16 protein-coding genes and 1 pseudogene are annotated in these 19,658 nt (G+C 70.6%); 6 read left to right on the forward strand and 11 right to left on the reverse strand.

What is annotated here, in order from left to right; translation table 11 throughout:
* Positions 1 to 19: 19 nt before the first annotated feature.
* Complete coding sequence (locus P3T29_RS14860) at positions 20 to 820, forward strand: ABC transporter permease (RefSeq protein WP_280716901.1); 801 nt, start codon at positions 20 to 22, stop codon at positions 818 to 820.
* A gap of 52 nt (positions 821 to 872) precedes the next feature.
* On the opposite strand, the gene P3T29_RS14865 is transcribed toward P3T29_RS14860, so the two are convergent.
* Complete coding sequence (locus P3T29_RS14865; protein WP_280717002.1) at positions 873 to 1,520, reverse strand: hypothetical protein; 648 nt, start codon at positions 1,518 to 1,520, stop codon at positions 873 to 875.
* A gap of 474 nt (positions 1,521 to 1,994) precedes the next feature.
* Here P3T29_RS14865 and P3T29_RS14870 point away from each other — a divergent pair, with 474 nt between their 5' ends.
* Entirely contained in the window at positions 1,995 to 2,309 is a 315-nt protein-coding gene (locus tag P3T29_RS14870) for a hypothetical protein (RefSeq protein ID WP_280716902.1), read from the forward strand.
* Positions 2,310 to 2,599: 290 nt separating this feature from the next.
* Here P3T29_RS14870 and P3T29_RS14875 read toward each other — a convergent pair whose 3' ends face one another.
* From P3T29_RS14875 to P3T29_RS14885, 3 genes are all read right to left on the reverse strand, one after another.
* A complete protein-coding gene (locus P3T29_RS14875) occupies positions 2,600 to 3,196 on the reverse strand; it encodes a dihydrofolate reductase family protein (RefSeq protein WP_280716903.1) in 597 nt (198 codons plus the stop codon).
* A gap of 296 nt (positions 3,197 to 3,492) precedes the next feature.
* Positions 3,493 to 4,419 (reverse strand): NADP-dependent oxidoreductase, encoded by a 927-nt coding sequence (locus P3T29_RS14880; RefSeq protein ID WP_280716904.1) that lies wholly within the window; start codon positions 4,417 to 4,419, stop codon positions 3,493 to 3,495.
* A 74-nt stretch (positions 4,420 to 4,493) separates the two neighbouring features.
* Entirely contained in the window at positions 4,494 to 5,321 is an 828-nt protein-coding gene (locus P3T29_RS14885; protein WP_280716905.1) for an alpha/beta hydrolase, read from the reverse strand.
* Positions 5,322 to 5,594: 273 nt separating this feature from the next.
* Between P3T29_RS14885 and P3T29_RS14890 the strand changes: the two are divergent.
* Together P3T29_RS14890 and P3T29_RS14895 are read left to right on the forward strand one after the other, a co-directional pair.
* Positions 5,595 to 6,020, forward strand: a pseudogene (locus P3T29_RS14890) (PPOX class F420-dependent oxidoreductase).
* A 257-nt stretch (positions 6,021 to 6,277) separates the two neighbouring features.
* The gene (locus P3T29_RS14895) at positions 6,278 to 6,946 is read left to right on the forward strand and encodes a DNA methyltransferase (RefSeq protein WP_280716906.1); all 669 of its coding nucleotides are present in this window, start codon (positions 6,278 to 6,280) and stop codon (positions 6,944 to 6,946) included.
* A 69-nt stretch (positions 6,947 to 7,015) separates the two neighbouring features.
* On the opposite strand, the gene P3T29_RS14900 is transcribed toward P3T29_RS14895, so the two are convergent.
* From P3T29_RS14900 to P3T29_RS14925, 6 genes are read right to left on the reverse strand one after another with little or no spacing between them, the layout of a single operon-like run.
* A complete protein-coding gene (locus P3T29_RS14900; RefSeq protein ID WP_280716907.1) occupies positions 7,016 to 8,293 on the reverse strand; it encodes a hypothetical protein in 1,278 nt (425 codons plus the stop codon).
* Positions 8,290 to 9,147, reverse strand: a complete 858-nt coding sequence (locus P3T29_RS14905) for a hypothetical protein (RefSeq protein ID WP_280716908.1) — start codon at positions 9,145 to 9,147, stop codon at positions 8,290 to 8,292. Before P3T29_RS14905 ends, P3T29_RS14900 begins: the two co-directional genes overlap by 4 nt.
* A complete protein-coding gene (locus tag P3T29_RS14910; protein ID WP_280716909.1) occupies positions 9,144 to 11,669 on the reverse strand; it encodes an ATP-grasp domain-containing protein in 2,526 nt (841 codons plus the stop codon). Before P3T29_RS14910 ends, P3T29_RS14905 begins: the two co-directional genes overlap by 4 nt.
* Positions 11,666 to 12,319: a serine acetyltransferase gene (locus P3T29_RS14915; RefSeq protein WP_280716910.1), complete on the reverse strand. Its 654-nt coding sequence runs from the start codon at positions 12,317 to 12,319 to the stop codon at positions 11,666 to 11,668. Before P3T29_RS14915 ends, P3T29_RS14910 begins: the two co-directional genes overlap by 4 nt.
* On the reverse strand, positions 12,316 to 13,605 hold the full coding sequence (locus tag P3T29_RS14920; RefSeq protein ID WP_280716911.1) for an MFS transporter: 1,290 nt from the start codon (positions 13,603 to 13,605) through the stop codon (positions 12,316 to 12,318). The genes P3T29_RS14915 and P3T29_RS14920 overlap by 4 nt, the downstream gene beginning before the upstream one ends.
* Positions 13,602 to 14,555 (reverse strand): cysteine synthase family protein, encoded by a 954-nt coding sequence (locus P3T29_RS14925; RefSeq protein ID WP_280716912.1) that lies wholly within the window; start codon positions 14,553 to 14,555, stop codon positions 13,602 to 13,604. Before P3T29_RS14925 ends, P3T29_RS14920 begins: the two co-directional genes overlap by 4 nt.
* A 703-nt stretch (positions 14,556 to 15,258) precedes the next feature.
* Here P3T29_RS14925 and P3T29_RS14930 point away from each other — a divergent pair.
* Positions 15,259 to 19,077, forward strand: coding sequence for an amino acid adenylation domain-containing protein (locus tag P3T29_RS14930; protein WP_280716913.1), 3,819 nt, complete (start codon positions 15,259 to 15,261; stop codon positions 19,075 to 19,077).
* Between the two features lie 21 nt (positions 19,078 to 19,098).
* The gene (locus P3T29_RS14935; protein WP_280716914.1) at positions 19,099 to 19,323 is read left to right on the forward strand and encodes a tautomerase family protein; all 225 of its coding nucleotides are present in this window, start codon (positions 19,099 to 19,101) and stop codon (positions 19,321 to 19,323) included.
* Positions 19,324 to 19,437: 114 nt separating this feature from the next.
* Here P3T29_RS14935 and P3T29_RS14940 read toward each other — a convergent pair whose 3' ends face one another.
* The gene (locus tag P3T29_RS14940) at positions 19,438 to 19,608 is read right to left on the reverse strand and encodes an N-acetylmuramoyl-L-alanine amidase (protein ID WP_280716915.1); all 171 of its coding nucleotides are present in this window, start codon (positions 19,606 to 19,608) and stop codon (positions 19,438 to 19,440) included.
* Positions 19,609 to 19,658 lie beyond the last annotated feature (50 nt).

Below are 19,658 nucleotides of genomic sequence, written 5' to 3' on the forward strand. Positions count from 1 at the left end.
CCTGCGCAGTCGGTGACCGATGAAACTCTCCCGCCGCGCGCGGATCACCGTGCGGATCATCGCCTTTCTCGGCCTGGCGGCGATCTATCTGCCGCTGCTGCTGGTCCTCGTCAACTCGCTGAACGCGGACCGGAGTTTCGGCTGGCCGCCCCGGCAGCTCACCCTGCACTGGTGGACCGACGCCTGGGCGAGCACCGGTGCCCGCGCCGCGCTCTGGACCTCCGTCCGGGCCGGGCTCGGGGCGACCGCGCTCGCGCTGGTGCTCGGCAGCCTGGCCGCCTTCGCCGTCCACCGGCACCGCTTCTTCGGCCGGGAGGCGGTCTCCTTCGCCGTCGTGCTGCCGATCGCGCTGCCCGGCATCGTCACCGGAATCGCCCTCAACTCGGCCTTCCGGACGGTACTCCAGCCCGCCGGGATCGGTCTCGGCCTGTTCACGGTCGTGGTCGGCCACGCCACCTTCTGCATCGTGGTGGTCTTCAACAACGTCACCGCCCGGCTGCGGCGCACCTCCGGCTCGTACGAGGAGGCCGCCATGGACCTGGGGGCCACCACCTTCCAGGTCTACCGCGACATCACCTTCCCGCTGCTGCGCTCCGCCCTGGCAGCCGGCGCGCTGCTGGCCTTCGCGCTCTCCTTCGACGAGATCGCCGTGACCACCTTCACCGCCGGCGCCGGAGTCCAGACCCTGCCGGTATGGATCTTCGCCAACATGGCGCGCCCGAACCAGGCCCCGGTGGTGAACGTGGTCGCCGCCGTCCTGGTCCTGCTCTCCGTCGTCCCGATCTACCTCGCGCAGCGACTCTCCTCCGACACCAAGTAGCCGGCGGCGCCCCGCGCCTGTCCCCGGCCCGGAGCAGCGCGGAGGCCGGCGGTCAGTCGGACTCCACCGGACCGTCGGACGCTGCGGCCTTGACGCCCAGCTTGGCCTCGGCGGTCGTCCAGTCCGCGGCAACGGCCTGCTGCGCGGCAGCGAGCGTGACCTGGCCCTTGCAGATCGCCGTGTGCAGGTGGGTCTCGACGGCGTCCTTCGGGTTGTTCGGCCCCTTGCCGGGGACGTGTCCCGGGGACGGCGGCTCCACCCACAGGTTGCGCGGGTCGTTGGGGTCGCCACCGAGCTGAAGACTGATCAGGTGATCGTACTCCGCATCACCCATCGGCCCGGTGTAGCCGTAGGAGGCAGCGTTGGCAGCCTTCTCCTTGCCCGTGACGTTCACCGGCGGCCTGATCGCGGAGGTGTAACCACCCGCCTTGCAGATCGTCGAGGAGATCGTCGCCTGCGTCACCGCCGGACTCGTCACCCCCGGCGTACACGCCGCGTCCGGCAGCGGCTGCTTGGCCGTCGTGTACCGGTAGTGGCACGTCCCCGGAGCCGGCTGCGCCTGCGCCGTGTAGGCGGACTGCGGACCCGCGCCCACGGGTATCGCACCACCAGCCGCCGGCCCACCGGCGGCGGCGGACGGCGTGGTGGCAGCCCCGCCCCCGGAGCCCGGGTGATGGGCCGTCGACGGCGAGCAGCCCACCGCCCCCGCGAGCAGAACGGCACCGATCACAACAGTTGTACGCGCAGCCGAAACCACAGAATCCTCCGAGAATCGCTTCCGGCCCTCCGGGTGACGGGCCGACAGAGATCCTGCCAGTACCCGATCCTGCCAGCACCGGGGGGGCGTGCGCGGTCTGCCATGCTCCACGCCGGTAGTGGCCGGCGCGACGCGGGGTCGTTGGCAGGGCAAGGCTGCGGCGCCCGGCCCTGCGGTGGCGCCGGGGCCGCTCCGTCCGCTGCTGGGAGGACATCCGTCCATGCGCCCCCGCCACCTACTGTCCGTGGTCCTGGCCGCCGCAGCGGTCCTCTCCCTGTCGAGCGTCAGTCACCCGAGGGCCGCCTCTTCGACGCCGCCTGGAACTCGGCCTCCACCCGTGGCCTGTACGGTGCCGGCCGGAACAACGTCGGAGACCTCACCTGCATCTCCGGTGCCGCGTCGGGGTACCACTGCGGCGTGGAACTGACCGGCGTCGACGGCAGGATGCCCAACGAACACGGCGACGTCATCAGCCCGGTAGACACCGGCGAGCACCAGAGCGGCCACGCCATCGTGGTCGCCCAGGGCGACAGCGGCGGCCCGGTCGTGGCCGACCCGTCCGGCCCGCAGGCGTCCATGACGGCACGCGGGATCATCGTGGCCGCCGCCGAGGATACGCAGATCCCGTGCAGCGCCGGCAGCGACACCGCCATCGGCTCCACCTGCTTCTGGCAGGTCTTGTGCGTCCCGATGACTCCGATCGTCGACACGTTCAACTTCTCGATCTCCTGAAGTTCGTCGACTGTCGACTGGGGTGCCGTCCGACGGATGTCGTCCTGCGCGAGCGCGCCGATGGGGCACGGATGTGACACGTTGGAGGTGGAGGGGCGAAGTCTGGCGCTGCGAGAGGAGAGGTCATGTCATCGAAGCGACGCCGTAAGAAGAAGGGTCGTCGTAAGCACGCGGCCAACCACGGTCGGCGGCCGCAGTGCTGAGCGAGACTGCAGGGTAGGTGACCGAACTGCCTGGTCGCCGGGTCGCGTCAGCGCGGCCCGGCTGGCCGGTTTATGCATCGCCCGCGCCTACCCCTTGGTAACCGGCCGGTAGGTGCACACCTGTACGCCCGTGCCGCCGGCGACCGTGGAGACGAGTTCGAGCGCGCGCAGGGTGCCGTCGTCGGGGAAGATCCTCTTGCCGCCGCCGAGGATCACCGGCATGATCACGAGCCGGAGCTCGTCCACCAGACCCTCGCTCAGAAGGGTGCGCACGAGCGTGGGGCTCCCCATCACCAGCAGGTCGCCGCCGTCGGTCTCGTGCAGCTCACGGATGCGGGCGACGGCCTTGTCGCCGGGGATGTGCGTGGTGTGATCCCACGTCAGCTCCTCGGCGCCCAGCGTCTGGGAGACGACGTACTTCGGGATGGCGTTCATCCGGTCGGCGAACGGGTCACCGGATCGTTCGGGCCAGGCCGCAGCCATCGTCTGCCACGTGCGGCGACCGAACAGCAGCGCCTCGGCGTTGGTCAGCGCATCGTTGAAGAAGCCGCCCACCACCTCCGGATCGAAGAACGGGTGCGACCAGCCGCCGTGGGCAAAGCCACCGTCGGTGTCCTCCTCCGGGCCACCCGGTGCCTGCACGACGCCGTCCAGGCTCATGAACTCACTGATCACGATGCGCACGTGACTCGCTCCTCTTACTCGTTCCGGGGATACGGCGATGGAAACCGTCGCGCTCCCGTAGTGGTGCTGCTGTAGAGAACATAGAGCCCGGTACTGACAAACCTCGTGAACAGCGGCCCCGGTCACCCGCCGCGCGCCTCCGGCCCACCTCGGGATAGCGCCGGCGGACGTGGCCCGGCTCAACGGCGGTAGGGCCGCCGATCCCTGGGAACTCCAAGGATCGGCGGCCCTACCGGCGTCCAGCGATACCTCGGACGAGGCATCAGAGGAATGAGGTATGACGAGGTGTCAGCGGATCAGGAGACGGTGATGACGATCTTGCCGCGGGTGTGCCCCTGAGCGTTGAGCCGCTGCGCGTCGGCGGCCTGGTGCAGCGGGAAGGTCGCGGCGACCTCGACCTGCAGGCGCCCCTCCTCGGCGAGGTCGGTGAGCGCGGCCAGCTCTGCGGCGTCGGGCCGGACGAAGACGTAGTGGCCGCCGAGGGCGAGCACCGCGCCGTCCGCGACGGAGGCGATCCTGCCGCTGGGGGCGAGCAGCGCCGGGGAGGCCTGGAGCGCCTCGCCGCCGATCAGGTCCAGGACGGCGTCCACGCCGTCCGGCGCCAGTGCCCGGACCCGGTCCGCGAGGCCCTCGCCGTACGTGACGGGCTCGGCGCCCAGCGTGCGCAGGTAGTCGTGGTTGTGCGCGCCTGCGGTGCCGATCACGCGGGCACCGAGGCTGCGGGCGACCTGGACGGCGAGGGAGCCAACACCGCCGGCGGCGGCGTGCACCAGGACGGTCTCGCCCGGCTTCACGGCCAGCGCCCCGCTGAGCGCCTGGTAGGCGGTGAGACCGGCCAGCGGGAGGCCGGCGGCCTGCTCGAAGGTGAGGTTGCGGGGCTTGCGGGCGAGGGTGCGTACGGGCGCCGCGACGTACTCGGCGAAGGTCCCACGGCCCACCATGTCCTCACGGACGTAGCCGATGACCTCGTCGCCGGGGGCGAACTCGGTGACACCTACGCCCACCTGCTCGACCACGCCCGACACGTCCCAGCCGGGGATGACGGGGAAGACCACGTCCATCACGCTGTCGAGGTACCCGGCCTGGATCTTCCAGTCGACCGGATTGACCGACGCCGCCCGGACCTTGACCAGCACCGCGTCGGGACCCAGCTTGGGCTCCGGGACGTCGCCGTACTCCAGGACGTCGGGGGTGCCGTAGGTGCGGTAGGTGATGGCCTTCATGGTGGTGCTCCCGAAACAGAAAGATTTGACAGTCTTGATTGTTGAGTCACTCAAGCAATGGTTTGAAGGTACGCCTATATAGTTGAGACTGTCAAGCAATTGCCCTCGGTCTGCCTACGCGCTGCGTCGGGCACTGAGCCACCGAACGTCGACAACGCCTCGACCACCACGTGCCAGGCCTCGCTGAGCGGGTCGATCAGCGCGAAGTGGCCGACGCCCGGCATCGGGACCATCCGAGTGGCCGGATGCGCGACGGCGTAGGAATCTCCGACCTCGAAGGGCACGATTTCGTCCTCCTTCCCGTGCACGATCACCACCGGGGTCGGCGGGCCGGCCATCCGTACCGGATCCAGGTCACCCCGGCCCTGCGGCGAGCCGCCCAGGAAATCGGCCACGGCACCGTCGCGCAGGCCCAGTCGGTACGCGAGTTCCAGGTCCGCCACGGGGGCGAGGGCGATCGTGCCCACCAGCCCGGGAATCGGCACCACGGCTGCGGCCCACAGCGCCAGCTGGCCGCCCGCAGAGTGTCCGAGGACCACCACTGATCCGTTGTGCGACGCCTCCCCGGCGCGGTCCCCCACCGCTGCGGCCAGCAACTCCGGTACGGCGGTGAGGACCGCGCCGACATCGTCCAGCGACAGTTCGGGCCGTCCCGGGACGCGCCGGTACTCGACCGAAACCACCGTCCACCCCGCCTCGCGCAGCGCGACGGCCTGCGGACGGGTGTGCGTACGGTCTATTTCGGGGCGCCAGAAGCCACCGTGAACCAGTACGGCCAGCGGACGCCCCGCCGCGAGGGGGCCACCCAGCCAGACGTCCGCGACCTGCTCGGCCGCAGCACCGTAGCGCAACGTCAGATCGGGCCCTGGCGCCGGGCGGGTCAGAATCGATAGGTCTTCCACTGTCAGTGCCCTACTTTCCGCGTCTGGGGCGAAGAGGCAGGCGACGAGCACACCCGTCGCCGGCCGGAATCGAACGCATGCAGCGTAGGGCCCCGCCTCGACATCACCCGCGCCGGGTTCGATGTCTGACAGTTGACCGGCCCGGACCAGGCCCGGTTCAGGCAATCTGGTCCCGGCCGGCTCGGCACCGTCGACGCGTTGCAGAGTGGTCGGCCGCCGGCCGATGGGTACGGTGGACATGCACTGACGATCCGTCAACAGAAGGAGATCCCGATGACCGACGACGCGGCGCTCCGCGCCCTGTTCGCCACTCGAAAGGGTGGCGTGCTGGCGACCCTCAAGCGGGACGGGCGCCCACAGCTCTCCAACGTCAACTACGCCTACGACGAAGCCTGATCACTCATCCGGGTGTCCATCACCGACGACCGCGCCAAGGCCAGGAACCTGCGCCGCGATCCCCGCGCGAGCTTCCACGTGACGAGTGGCGACTTCTGGTCCTGGGCCGTGGCGGAAGGCACCGCCGAACTCACCCCGGTCGCGGCGGACCGGGACGACGCCACCGTCGAGGAGCTCATCGATCTCTACCGCGCCATCAACGGCGAGCACCCCGACTGGGACGACTACCGCGCCGCGATGGTCCGCGACCGCCGGCTCGTCCTCAAACTCCACATCGAGCGCTGCTACGGCCAGACCCCCTGAGCCCGGCCCTCCGGGGGCTCGGACAGCACACGCAGTGACCTCCGGCAACGGGACTCACCTCGCTCCTCGGTCCGCTCGGCACGCCGCGAGTTGACATATCCGGAGTCCCTTTCTACCCGCCCGCACCCCCCGCGAGCTGGGCCTTAGCCCCCGTACGCAGCAACCCCGGGGCCGCCGGCTCAGTAATATCCGCCCCGGATGCCGTGCGGCGGCCTGCCGGCGGCGGCGGTGGTGCTTGGAAGGGACGAGTGATCCTGATGGGGGTTTCCAGCTGGCTGGTTCTGGGGGGCGAGGACCCGGAGCACGCCCTCGCCGAAGCGGCGGGTCAGGCCGGGCTGGTGAGCCAACTCAGGCCGCTGATCCGTGAGTTGAGCAAGCCAGATGACCTGGTGTTCGACCCGTTCGCCGGGTGGGGGACGACGCTGGTGGCGGCCTCGGTCGAGGGGCGTCGTGGGTTCGGCATCGAGGTGAACGCGGAGCGCGCCGAGGACGCGCGGCGGTGGCTGCGGGACTACCCCGGGCAGGAGATGTACTGCGGCGACGCCCGCAAGCCCCCGTTGGAGGCCGGGTCGGTCGACCTGGTGCTGTGCGATCTGCCGTATTTCGGCACCAACCTGGACACCGACGCGATGGCCGACGGCCAGTTCTACGCGCTGCGTGAGTACGACGACTACCTGGGTGCACTGGACGAAGCGTTCGCCGCCATCGCGCTCACGATGCGCCCGGGCGCCAACGCGGTGATCGCGGTGCAGAACCGCCGCATCGCCGACCGGTTCGTGCCGCTCGCCTGGGACGCCGCCCGGGTGCTCGGGCGGCACCTCACGCTCGGCGACGAACGCATCCACCTCTACGACCGGCCGGCGAGCGGCGACGACCCGATGCGGACCAACCGCTCGCACGAGTACCTGCTGATGGCCACCAAATAGGCTGCCGACCAGAAAACTTGCCGTACCCGTGGTGAGGACCGGCCCCACCACGGGTACGGGCGCCGCCGCTCAGCCGTTGCCGCCGAGCGGCTCCAGCACCAGCTCGCCCAGGAACCACTCCTCCAGCACCTGCAGCCGCGCCCGGCACTCGGCCTGGTCCGCTCCGGAGACCAGCGCTGTGAGCAGGAAGTCCGACGAGAAGGCGGCGGCCTTCATGGTCTGCCCCGGCCCGACGAACACCTGGTACTTCTCGATCCACGGGAAGGCCGGCGGCACCTCGGGGATCGCCACCACCCGGCCGGGACGCTTCATCAGCACCAACTGGCCCGACATCTGACGTGGCGTCAGTTTTTCGGGGCCGGTCCGGCCGAGCCACTCCGGCAGCGGCAGCCCCAGCTGGGCCCGTACCCAGGACTCGCTGGGGTCGACGCCGAACAGCGTACGGACGATGTCGCGGATGGCGGCCCCACCCGTGCGGCAGGCGATCTCGCACAGCACCAACTCGTCCTCGGGGGTGTGGAAGAACTCCGCGTGGAAGGCGAAGTGCTCCGGGCCAGAGAGTGCCCCCAATGCCTGCTCGGTGAACGCCAGCAACCGCTGCGCGAGCGGATCGCCGACATCGAGGGTGAGGTCCAGCCGGGGGCCGGTGTCGGTGGCGAAGGACGCCAGCGTGTACTGGTACTGCGAGGGCCAGGACAGCACCACCCGCCCGTCCACGACCAGCCCGTCCACATGGCACATCGAGCCGTGCACGAAGGCCTCGGCCATCAGGTTCGGCTGGTACGGCCCGTAGAGGTCGAAGCCGTCGGCGAGGTAGTCGTCCAGGTCCGCGCGCGACTCGAGGATCCGCAGGCCCACCGAGCCGGCGCTGTCCCGGGGCTTGAGCACCACCGGGAAGCCGTGCTCCTCGGCGAAGCCGACCAGCTCCGTGGCGCACTCGATCTCCCGGTACGGGGCCACCCGCAGCCCGGCGGCGAGCGCCCGGCGCTTCATCACCACCTTGTCGCGGTACGGGAGGACGGTGTCCATCCGCTGGCCGGGCAGCCCGAGGATGTCCCGCAGCTCGGCCGCGCGTTCGAGGTCCCGCTCCTGGCACGCGACGACGTACCGGATCTCGTGCTCGCGCGCGAGCGCCAACGCCAGTTCCTCCAGCTCACCGCTGGTCTCGTAGCCGTCCACGGCGGCCGTTCGAGCGTAGCCACCGCCTTCGGCGGGCAACTCCTCGCCCACCAGGGCCAGATGCTCCCGGGAGGTGATCAACAGAACGTCGCCGTCGTGGTCGGCGAGCCACTGGTCGTAGGGGGTGCCGACCAGCGAACCCCGGTGGTGCAGAACGAGCACGGTCATCTCAGGCCCTCCTCGGCCGGCTCCAGCTTCAGCTCCAAGTCCGCGTCCGCGTCCAGCTTCAGCTCCAGCTCGGGGTCGAGCCCGGCCTGCGCGCGTACCAGGGCCCGCGCCGGGCGGGCGGCGGGGTGGTAGCCGAGGCCGTGCACCAGCCAGTCGCCGCCGGCCTCGCGGACCGCCTCGACGGCGTACGGGTGACCGGGGTCGGACGGCAGCGCCGCCAGCACCGCGTCCGTGACCGCCAGGCCCGGTCCGTGGTGGCGTTCGCCGGTCGTCAGCGGCTCGACGGTCAGGCTCGGCACCACCGACGGGTCGTCGGGCAGGAAGCCGCCCGCCACGAAGGCGCGCAGCGCGGCTTCGTCGGCGAGTTCGGCGAGTTCGGCGAGTTCGGCGCCCACCGGCCGACCGGCCGCCCGGCGGCGGCGCACCGCGAGCGGGTAACCCCACTGGTGCGCCCACCAGTACAGGTCGGCCACCCGCCGGACCTCCTCGCGGCGGGTCGCGGGGACGCCCGCCCGGGCCAGCAGGTCCTGGGCCGCCACGCCGTCGGCCAGGGCCAGCGCGGTGTCGCGCGACTGCCCGGCCAGGCCGAGGTGGTCGCGCAGGCCGCCGGCCCTGATCTGGTCGGCCGGGTCGAGGGCGACCACCGCCGACACCCCGCCCTGGCGGGCGAGGTCCAGCACCGTGGTCTCCACGGCGGCCGACTCGGCGTACCGCCGCACCACACGGACCGCCGAGAAACCGGGGTACTCCCCCGCTCGGCCGGTCAGCAGTACGAGCGAACGGCCGGAGTCCGCCAGCCAGTTGGGGCAGTCGGCCGCGTACCGGCCGTCCGGGTCCAGCACGACGATGCTCATCGACTCCCGTCCTCCATCCGTACCGTCAGCACCGTGTCGATCAGCTCCTCGCAGAGCCGCACCGCCGCGTCCGTGTCCGGCGCGGTGACGGCGAGCAGGCCGAGCCGGTCCCAGTTGTCCTCCATCGGCCGGATCACCGAGCCGCTGCGCGCGGCCAGGTCGAAGGCCAGGACGGCCGGGTGGGCGCGCAGTTCGTCGACGCCGCCGATCTCCGCCACCCGGCCGGGCGGAGCGATCACACCCCGGACGGCGCCTGCGGCCACCGGCTTCGGGCGCTCCACCAGCGGCTCGACCAGGCCGAAGGGCCAGGCGAGGGCGTAGCGGGTCAGGTCCAGGCCGTAGGCGGCCTGGACCAGGTCGGGGATGTGGTCGCCGCCGAGGCGGTTGTGGCCCTCGATGATCAGCGGGCCGCGCGAGCTGAGGCGCAGCTCGGTGTGGCTGGGGCCGTCCGTGATGCCCATCGCGTCCAGGAAGACGGCGACCGCGTCGACGATCCGCTCCTCGTCGGCCTCGTCCAGCCGGGCCGGCTGCGCGTGGCCGAGCTCGACGAAGTGCTCGCCGCCGGTCAGCTTCTCGGTGATCGCGACCACGATGTGGCGGCCGCCGAAGCTGAAGCCCTCGATGCTGAACTCGGGGCCGTCGATGTACTGCTCCATCAGGAAGTCCCCGACGGTGTACAGGGTGCTCCCCCGGTCCATGCCGTCGCGGCGGACGGTGGCGATCCGCTCCCAGACCGCGTCGATGTCCTCGGGGCCGCTGACCTGGAAGATGGCGAAGCCCGCCGTCAGGTCGGTCGGCTTCACCACGAACGGGTACCCGTGCGCCCGGCCGAACGCCGTCATGCTCGCGCGGTCCCGCAGCGGGTCGGCGGCGACGGTGGGCGCGCCCACCTCGGCCAGGTGGCGGCGCATCGCGAGCTTGTCGCGCAGCAGCCGGGCAGGCAGGTAGCCCGTACCGCCCAGGCCGAACAGGTCGTTGACGCGCCCCGCGATCTCCAGGCCGGGCTCGGTCAGCGAGAGCGCGGCGGAGAAGTTCCAGATGGTGTGGGCGGCTCGCGCGAGGGGCTCCATCACCGACCAGTCGGTGTAGTCGGCGATCAGGGTGACGTCGGCGAGCCGGGCCTGCTCGGGCTCGAACTTGTCCTTGTGCTGGACGAGGATCACGTTCAGCCCGAGCTGCTTGGCGATCCGTACCGGCTCGGTGAGGTGGCCGATCAGCAGCAGCGTCCGCTCGGGGTGCATCGGCCCTGCGGGGGCCGCGTTGACCGCGTTCAGCAGCTCCGAGCCGGTCTCCACCCGGAGCAGTGCCTTCGCCTCGGCCACCAGCCGGTCCGCCTCCTGCGCCGACTCCGCCTCGATGATCACGCTGCCGTGCCGACTGGCCGAGTGACGGGTGTGCGGGAGCAAGTCCCCTTTCGCGAAAGGGAACTTCACGTCGTACACGTAGGGGAGCGCGGCGACCTGCTCCAGGCCGTCGATCCGGGTGATCGGGCCCGGGCGGAACTCGAAGAAGGAGATCGCCCCGACCCGCGTGGCCTGGGTCGGGGTGACGGTCTGCCCGGCGAGCTGGTCGAAGACCGCGCCCTCGATGTCGAAGCCGGTGGCGATCCTGATCAGCGCCGGGATCCGGTCACCGCCGAAGCGGGCCTGGGACTCCACGATCCGGGGGCCGGACGCAGTGAGGATCAGCTCGGTGTGCGCCGGGCCGAACTGATAACCGGCCGCGTCGAGTACGGCGGTGACCAACTCGCCGATGGCCGCCACGTCCTGCTCGGGCAGCGGCGCCGGGAAGACATGGCCGGTCTCCACGAAGGCGGGCGCGGGCGTCTTGCGCTTGGCGGTGATGCCGACGAGCTGGTGCCGCCCGCCGTTGCTGAGCGTCTCGACGCTGAACTCTGGACCTTCCAGGAACTCCTCGACCAGCACCGGACCTTGGTAGTCGAATCGAGCCAACTCGGCCTGCCAGCTGTCGAGTTCCTCCGGACCGAGGAGCAGTCGCACCGCAGCGCTGCCCTGCAGCCGGGTCGGCTTCACCACCGCCGGGAGTCCGAACTTCTCGAGTACTCCGGCGACTTCGGACGGGTCGGCCGCCACGGCCGAACGCACCGGGGACAACCCGTGCTCGGACAGCAGCTCACGCAGCGCCGCCTTGTCGTTGAGCCGGCGGATCGCATCCGGCGGATTGACCGCGAGCCCGAGCGCCTCGGCCTCCTCGGCGACCGGCAACATGGTCGCCTCCTCGCCCAAGTGCAGTACGTACGCCACGTCGTGGGCGAGGGCGGTCTCCCGGACCAGGCGGCGCAGCGCCGGCTCGTCCTTGAAGTCGACGTACAGCATCTCCTTGACGTGCTGCGCCACCTGCGCCAGGTACGAGGCGGGCTGCAGCGTCGGATCCCAGATCGACCAGACCTCGAAGCCGATTTCCGCCGCCTTCGCCACGAACTGGCTGTACGGCTGGACCATCAGGAGGCGGTTGTTCCCGACTGCTGAACCACTCGTCGTCACTGCGCTGTTCTCTGTCACTGCGCGCCATTCCCTTCTGCGGCGGTGGGCATCTCGTACGTCTGCTCGTACGTCTCGGGGGCGGTGGGCATCTCGTGGTCGAGGACGGCTTGCGGGGCCAGCGCCCGTCCGCCCTTGGGTACATCGGTCATCACCAGGGCCGTGGCACCGATCAGCGCGTCGTCGCCGATGGTGATCGGTCCGAGCAGGGTGGCGGCGGCTCCCACCGTGACGCCGTTGCCGAGCCGGGGGTGGCGGCGCTCGCCCGGCTCGCGGCGGCGGTCGTTCCACCAGCCGAGGGAGCCCAGTGTGACCTGGTGGAACAGCGACACGTCGTCCCCGATCACGGCGGTCTCGCCGATCACCGTCCCGCCGCCGTGGTCGATGAAGAAGCGCCGCCCGATCTGCGCGCCGGGGTGGATCTCGACCCCGCCGGTGACGACTTTGGCGATCATGGAGACCGTCCGGGCCGAGCGGTAACAGCCGCTTCGGTACAGCGCGTTGCCCACCCGGTGGCCCGCCAGCACCAGCGCGGTCGGGTGCAGCAGGGCCTCGCTGCGCCGGCCGACCGAGGGGTCGCGGGCCACGATGACGTCCAGCGTCTCCAGGCCGCCGCGCACCACACCGCGCACGGCGCCGCGAAGCCGGGGCAGCGGCCCGTGGCCTCTCACGCGGCCACCCCGGTCTTCACGTCGGCGCCGACCACCTGAGCCGCCGCCTGGGCCGCCCGGTCCTGCTGGACCCGGAACAGGAATCGGTAGAGGTGGATCGCGCCGGCGCCGAAGGCCGCGAAGAGCACGGCCATCACCCAGCTGGGCACGACGGCGGAGAGGATCACCGAGAGCGACCCGACCAGGTAGCCGAGCCGGACGTGCAGCCCGTACGCGGCCATGTACTTGGTCCGGGAGTCGGCGGGCACCAGATCGGCGAGCAGCGCCTGGTTGACCGGCAGGGAGGTGATCTCGCCGAAGGTGACCACGAAGGCCGCCACGATCAGCACCCAGGCGTTGCTGCTGACCGCCCAGACCATGTAGCCGAGGGTGAAGACCACCACGCCTACCACCATGCGCAGTTGCTGATCAAACCGGCCGAGCAGCCGGCCGATCCAGAGCGCGCAGCACACTACCAGCAGGGTGTTGACGGCCCGCAGGATGCCGAGCACGTTGACGCCGTCGACGTGCACGGTCCAGGAGCCGATGCTCAGCAGCCGCTGCGCGGGGAAGTGCGAGCCGAGCCGGACCGCGATGGACGACGAGATCTGCACCTCGACGCACCAGACCAGCAGCGCCGCGAGGATCAGCCGCAGGAACACCCGGTCGCGGGCCACCGACACATACCCGACCAGGGCCGACTTCACGCCGCGCGGGTTCTGTGCCGCCTCGGGCGGAGCGGTCTCGGCGAGCGCGAACCAGGTCACCAGGAAGATGCCGAGGGTCGCGACCGCCGCCCCTGCCAGCAGCTGGAAGAAGTAGCCGCCGTAGAGGAGGCCGCCGACCAGCGAACCGAGCATGAAGGCGACGTTCACCACCCAGTAGTTGATCGTGTAGACGGTGGTCCGCGACTCCGGTGTGGAGACGTCCACGATCATCGCCTCGTTGGCGGGCAGCGCGATGCCCGCCATGCAGGTGGCGCTCAGGTACAGCAGATACGTCGCCGGACCGGAGTGCAGGAGCGGCGAGTTGACCAGGGCGAGCCCGGCGTACGACAGGCCGACGCCGATCTCGCCGAGCAGCAGCACCCGCCGACGGCCGTAGACATCAGAGAGGTGTCCGCCGACCAGGTTGCACAGCACGGTGGCGGCCGCGACCAGCAGGGTCATCAGACCTGCGGTCGCCGCACCGTAGAGATGGGCGAAGTGAATGACCATCAGCGGGACGAGCATGATGTCGAAGAACCGCTGGAAGAAGCCGACGCCGATGCGCAGCTTGAGATTGCGGTGCAGCTCCCGGAAGTTCACGCGCCCTCCCCCTCCTCGACGGGCCACCAGCTGAGGTAGCGCTCGCCGCTGTCCGGGAAGACGGTGACGACCGTCGCACCCGACAGGTCGCGGCGGCGGGCGAGTTCGACGCAGCCGTACGCGGCGGCGCCCGCCGAGACGCCGACCAGCAGGCCGGTGGTGGCCGCCAGGGTGCGGGTGGTCGCGGCGGCGTCGGCGTCGGACACCGCGATCACCTCGTCGATGCAGCCGACGTCGGTGACCGGGCTGATGAAGCCGCCGTTGAGGCCGGGGATCCGGTGCGGTCCGGCACAGCCGCCGGAGAGCAGCGGCGAGCCCTCGGGTTCGACGGCGACCACGTGCAGCGCGGGGTTCCGCTCGCGCAGGTAGTGGGCGATGCCGGTGATCGTGCCGCCGGTGCCCACCCCGCAGACCAGGACGTCCACCCGGCCCTCGGTGTCCCGCCAGATCTCCGGACCGGTGGACTCGTAGTGGGCCCGGACGTTGGCGGGGTTCTCGTGCTGCCGTGCGTACCAGGATCCCGGGGTGGCGGCCGCCAGCTGCTCGGCCCGCGCTACGCAGCCCGCGAAGCCGAGCGCGGGGTCGGTGAACTCGACCTCGGCGCCGAGCATCCGCAGCGTCAGGATCCGCTCGCGGGAGGCGTTCTCGGGCAGCACGATCAGGCACGGATGCCTGCGCGCCGCCGCCAGCGCCGCCAGCGCGATACCGGTGTTGCCGGAGGTGGCCTCGATGACGGTGGCGCCGGGGGTCAGCTCACCGGACTCCTCGGCCGCCCGGACCATGAACAGGGCGGCCCGGTCCTTGATGCTGGACAGCGGGTTGGCGGCCTCCAGCTTCGCCAGGACCGTGGCGGCCGGCGGTAGGCCGTCCAGCGTCAGCCGGAGCAGGGGGGTGTTGCCGACCAGGTCCTCGAACGAGGTGGCCACCCTCGCGGCCAGTTGGTTGGTCATCGCTCTTTCCTCGGGGCTCAGTGGTGCTCGAAGGTCTGGCTGGTGCCGTGCTTCTCGCCGAATGCGCTGCTCCGACTTTTACGCAGCTCCGCGTGCACGCCTCTACGAGCGTCTCGGTGCGCGTCTCCGTGCGCATCTCCGCACACGTCTCCACATACGTCTCAGCGCACACCGGCAGCCGCCCAGAAGTGCATTCGACAATGCCGCCTTCCGAGAGCATCGATATTCTGCGGCAGTCGGCGGTAATCGACGGCAATCGGGTCCCCGCTCATGCCAGTACTCTGCCGCCCGCTCGCCGGACCCGCCACGGCCGCGATGATTCGGGTTAGCGCAGTGCACACAATCCAGGGGTTCATAACGGACCAATCGGTGCATCCAACCCCACATGATGGCCCCTTGGAGCGCAGCAATCGCCGGATGTGGCCATGTCATAAATGGCCGGGCAGAGCCTTGCAAAGGCAGCCGATGGCCCGCCACTGTCGCTTTTGTCAGGAAATGGGGAAGCTTGCCGGCGAGCGGAACGAGCCATCCACCGAAAGCTCTTGCCAAAACCTCGGCTTGAACTCATAGTTTCCACCGTCCTGACAGTTGAGCTCCATTCGAATGGGGGGCCACAATGGAAATCCTGGTCGCCGGGAATCCAGACACGGCGAGGCAGGCGTATCCCGACGGAACATGCCTCACGGACCTGTTCGTGGAGCAGGTGCACAACCGACCTGACGAAGTCGCGGTGGAGTGCGGGAACGAGACGCTGACCTATCGCGAACTCGCGGACGGGGCGTTGGACCTCGCCTCCCGGCTGCGCGGCCTCGGGATCCGCGCCGACGACTGCGTCGGCGTCTTCCTGGATCCCTCGCTCACGCTGCCGGTGGGCGTCTGGGCGGTACTCTTCGCCGGCGGCGCCTACCTCCCGCTGTCACCGGGGTACCCCGACGAGCGCCTGCGCTACATGATCGAGGACTCCCGCTCGGCGGTGATCCTGACGGACGAGCCGCTCCGGGACCGCCTGGCCGAGCTCGCTCCCGCCGGCACGCGGATCGTCACCCTGGCGGAGGTGACCGACAGCGCCACCCGGCAGCCTGCCCACACCCGACCGACCGGTCCGCAGCCGTCCGACCTCGCGTACGTGATCTACACCTCGGGCAGCACCGGCCGGCCCAAGGGCGTGATGATCGAACACCGCAGCATCGTCCACCAGATGCGCTGGCTCACCACGGCGTACGGCCTGGGGCCGGGGAGCACGGTCCTGCAGAAGACGCCGATGAGCTTCGACGCGGCGCAGTGGGAGATCCTCGCGCCCTGCCGTGGCAGCCGGATCGTGATCGGCGCACCCGGCGTGTACCGGGATCCGGAGCGCCTGGTCGACACGATCCGCCGACACGGCGTGACCACCCTCCAGTGCGTTCCGACGCTCCTGCGCGCGCTCCTGGACACCGACCGGCTGGCGGAGTGCGCCTCGCTCACCCAGGTGTTCTGCGGCGGCGAGGCCCTGCCGAGGCAGCTCGCCGCGCAGTTCCTGGCCACTCTGCCGACGTGCGAGCTCGTCAACCTCTACGGGCCGACCGAGTGCACGATCAACGCCTCGGCCTGCACGGTGGATCCGGAGAGCGTCGGCGACGGGCCGCAGGCGATCTCGATCGGCACCCCGGTGGACGGCACCGCGTTCCACATCCTGGACGAGGACAGGTCGCCGGTGGCGCTCGGCGAGGTCGGCGAGCTCTGGATCAGTGGCGTCCAGGTCTCCCGGGGTTACCTGCACCGGGAGGACCTGACCTCGGAGCGGTTCGCCGCCAACCCGTTCGCCACCGACCCGGCGCACTCCAGGCTGTACCGGACCGGCGACCTGGCCTACCGGAACTCCGACGCCAGCGTCCAGTTCGCCGGCCGGGTCGACCGGCAGGTCAAACTGCGCGGCTTCCGGGTCGAGTTGGACGAGATCAGGCTGGCGATCGAGAGCCACGACTGGGTCAAGAACGCCGCCGTCCTGGTCAAGGACGACCCCGCCACCGGCTACCAGAACGTCATCGCCTGCGTCGAACTGAGCCCGCGCGAAGCCGCGTTGATGGACCAGGGCCACCACGGCTCGCACCACGTCTCGAAGGAGAGCAGGCTCCAGGTGCGGGCCCAACTCGCCGGCGGGGGCTGCCGGGACGCCGGTGAACTCGACGGCCGCCCGGTGGTCCAGCTGCCCGGCCGCACACCCACCGCCGAGCAGCGGCGCCGGGTGTTCGCCCGCAAGAGCTACCGGTTCTACGAAGGCGGCGGGATCCAGCCCGCCGACCTCCTCGACCTGCTCGGCACCCGCACCACCGGCCACAGCTCCCGCCCCCCGGAGAGCCTCGGCCTGGCCGAACTCGGCGAGATCCTCCGCTACCTCGGCCAGTACCCGAGCGAGGAGCGGCTGCTGCCCAAGTACGGCTACGCCTCACCGGGTTCGCTCTACGCGACGCAGCTGTACCTGGAGACCGGCGGGATCGGCACAACCGACGCAACCGACGCGGTCGGCGGGACCGGCGGGACCAGCAGCCTGGCACCGGGTTACTACTACTACCACCCGGTGCACCACCAACTCGTCCTGATCGACGAGCGGGCGCCGTCCCACGACGCCGGGGTGCGCTTCCACTTCGTGGGCAGGAAGCGGGCGATCGCGTCCGTCTACCGCAACAACCTCCAGGAGGTACTGGAGATCGAGGCCGGCCACATGGTCGGCCTGCTGGAGCAGGTGCTGCCCGGCTACGGACTGGACGTCAGCCCCAGCCCGTACACCCCCGGCGAGATGAGGCACCTGGACTGTGCCGACGAGGACTACTACCTCGGCGCGTTCGAGCTGGTCCCCTACCGGGAGGCGAAGCCCGACGTCCCGGTCGACGTGTACGTCCAGCTCCACCCGGGCGGCGTGTCCGGCCTGGCGGCCGGCCAGTACCGGTACGCCGGCGGAGCGCTGGAGTGGATCTCCGACGAGCTGGTCCTCAAGCGCCATGTCATCGCCATCAACCAGCAGGTCTACGACCGCTCCGCGCTCGGCATCACGGTGGTGAGCAGGACCGACGAGGACTGGCGGGCGTACCTGGACCTCGGGCGGGAGCTGCAACGGCTCCAGATGAACGACGCCCGGTTCGGGCTGATGGCTGCGGGCTACAGCTCCAGGACCGGGAACGACCTGCCTGCGGCCAAGCGGATGGAGGCCGTCCGGACGGCCGCCGGCCGGCCGAACGGCCCGTCGTACTTCTTCGTCGGCGGCCGGGTGAGCGAGGAACAGCTCGCGCACGAAGGCATGTACGAGGACAGCGTCCACATGCAGGGCCCGGCCGAGATGATCAAGGTAGACCTGGTCAACCTGCTGCCCGACTTCATGGTGCCCAACCGGGTCGTGGTCATGGACCGGCTGCCGCTCACCGCCAACGGGAAGATCGACCTCAAGGCGCTGGAGGCGTCCCCCGAGACGGACGTCTCACCCACCGACCGGCCCTTCGTCGCGCCCAGGACGTTCACCGAGTGCCGGATCCGCGAACTGTGGCGGGCCGCGATGAAGCGTGAAACGGCCTCCGTACAGGACGACTTCTTCGAGTCCGGCGGCAACTCACTGATCGCGGTCGGGCTCGTCAACCGGATCAACCAGGAGTTCGACTGCGCCCTGCCGCTCCAGGTCATCTTCGAGGCCCCGACCATCGAGGAGTTGGCCTGCCGGGTCGACGGTGAGCGCAGCGGCCCCGCCTCCCGGCTGGTGCCGCTCGGCGCCGGCCGGACCGGCGCGCCCCGCTACTGCTGGCCCGGCCTCGGCGGCTACCTGATGAACCTGCGGCCGCTGGCCAGGCGGCTGGACGACGAGCGCCCGTTCTACGGCGTCCAGGCCCACGGGATCAACGAGGGCGAGAAGCCCTACCTCACCATCGCGGACATGGCCGCGGCGGACGTCCAGGCCATCAGGGAGGTCCAGCCGCACGGCCCCTACACGCTCTACGGCTACTCCTTCGGCGCCCGGGTAGCCTTCGAGGCGGCCCACCTGCTGGAGCGGTCCGGCGAGCGGGTGGAGCAGCTGGTCCTGATCGCCCCGGGGTCGCCGACGCTCCAACTCCCCGAGCCGGGCGCCCTGGTGGAGGCCGGCGGCCGGTGGTCCTTCTCCTGTCCGGCCTTCGTCACGATCCTCTACTCGGTGTTCGCGGGCAGCATCACCGGCCCCGGGCTGGACGAGTGCCTGCGGGCCACCGTGGACGAGGAGAGCTTCGTCGCCCACATCGTGCAGAGCTTCGACCTGGACCCCGTACTGGCCACCAGGATCATCGACGTGGTCCGGCAGACCTACGAATTCACGTACAACTTCACCGAGTTGAGGACCCGTCGGGTCAACGCCCCGGTGACGGTCGTCAAGGCCCGAGGCGACGACTACTCGTTCATCGAGAACAGCAGCGGGTACTCCGCCGAGGAACCCCGGATCATCGAACTCGACGCCGACCACTACAGCATGCTGCGCGACCCGGGCGTCGACGCCCTGGTGCGCAGCATCCACCCCCCGACCCCCTGACACCGAAAGCAGGCCACCACCATGCCCCACGTGAACATCAAGTACTTCCCGACCCCGGTCACCGACGAACAGGAGGCCAGGCTGGTAGCCGCGCTCACCGAAACCCTGCGCGAGAACCTGGGCTGCGACGAGGGCGCCGTCTCGATCGCACTGGAACCCGTCGAGCCGGCCGACTGGAACGAGAAGGTCTACACCCGAGAGATCATCGACCGCCGCCACCTGCTCCGCAAACTGCCGAACTACTGATCTGACGAGTCGTCAGTTCCGCTTGCTCCGCCCGCTGTACGCGTCTGGGCCCGACCGAGGATGCACGGTCGGGCCCAGACGGCTGTGCGCGGGTACGCCGGTCAGATACGCCGGTCAGACGAAGTAACCCTGGAGGTCCGCGACGACGTCGGTGCCGCCGCTGGAGTTGTAGATGTCGATGCAGCCGTCGCTGCCGACCGGAACCAGCGTCAGGTTGGCCGCCGTCGTTCCCGGCGTCAGGTTCAGGCTCGACGTGGTCGGGCGGGCGCCGCCGTCGCCCTCCACGGGGGTAGCGGCGCCCCGGCACTCCCCTGACGTACCGGCGGGGAGTGAAC

Origin of the sequence: Kitasatospora sp. MAP5-34, assembly GCF_029894335.1 — a bacterium.
Classification (GTDB): domain Bacteria; phylum Actinomycetota; class Actinomycetes; order Streptomycetales; family Streptomycetaceae; genus Kitasatospora.

Coding starts and splice junctions, on each gene's coding strand:
- P3T29_RS14860 (WP_280716901.1), top strand. CDS start 20: ATGAAACTCTCCCGCCGCGCGCGGATCACCGTGCGGATCATCGCCTTT.
- P3T29_RS14880 (WP_280716904.1), bottom strand. CDS start 4,419: ATGAAGGCCATCACCTACCGCACCTACGGCACCCCCGACGTCCTGGAG.
- P3T29_RS14895 (WP_280716906.1), top strand. CDS start 6,278: ATGGGGGTTTCCAGCTGGCTGGTTCTGGGGGGCGAGGACCCGGAGCAC.
- P3T29_RS14900 (WP_280716907.1), bottom strand. CDS start 8,293: ATGACCGTGCTCGTTCTGCACCACCGGGGTTCGCTGGTCGGCACCCCC.
- P3T29_RS14905 (WP_280716908.1), bottom strand. CDS start 9,147: ATGAGCATCGTCGTGCTGGACCCGGACGGCCGGTACGCGGCCGACTGC.
- P3T29_RS14925 (WP_280716912.1), bottom strand. CDS start 14,555: ATGACCAACCAACTGGCCGCGAGGGTGGCCACCTCGTTCGAGGACCTG.
- P3T29_RS14935 (WP_280716914.1), top strand. CDS start 19,099: ATGCCCCACGTGAACATCAAGTACTTCCCGACCCCGGTCACCGACGAA.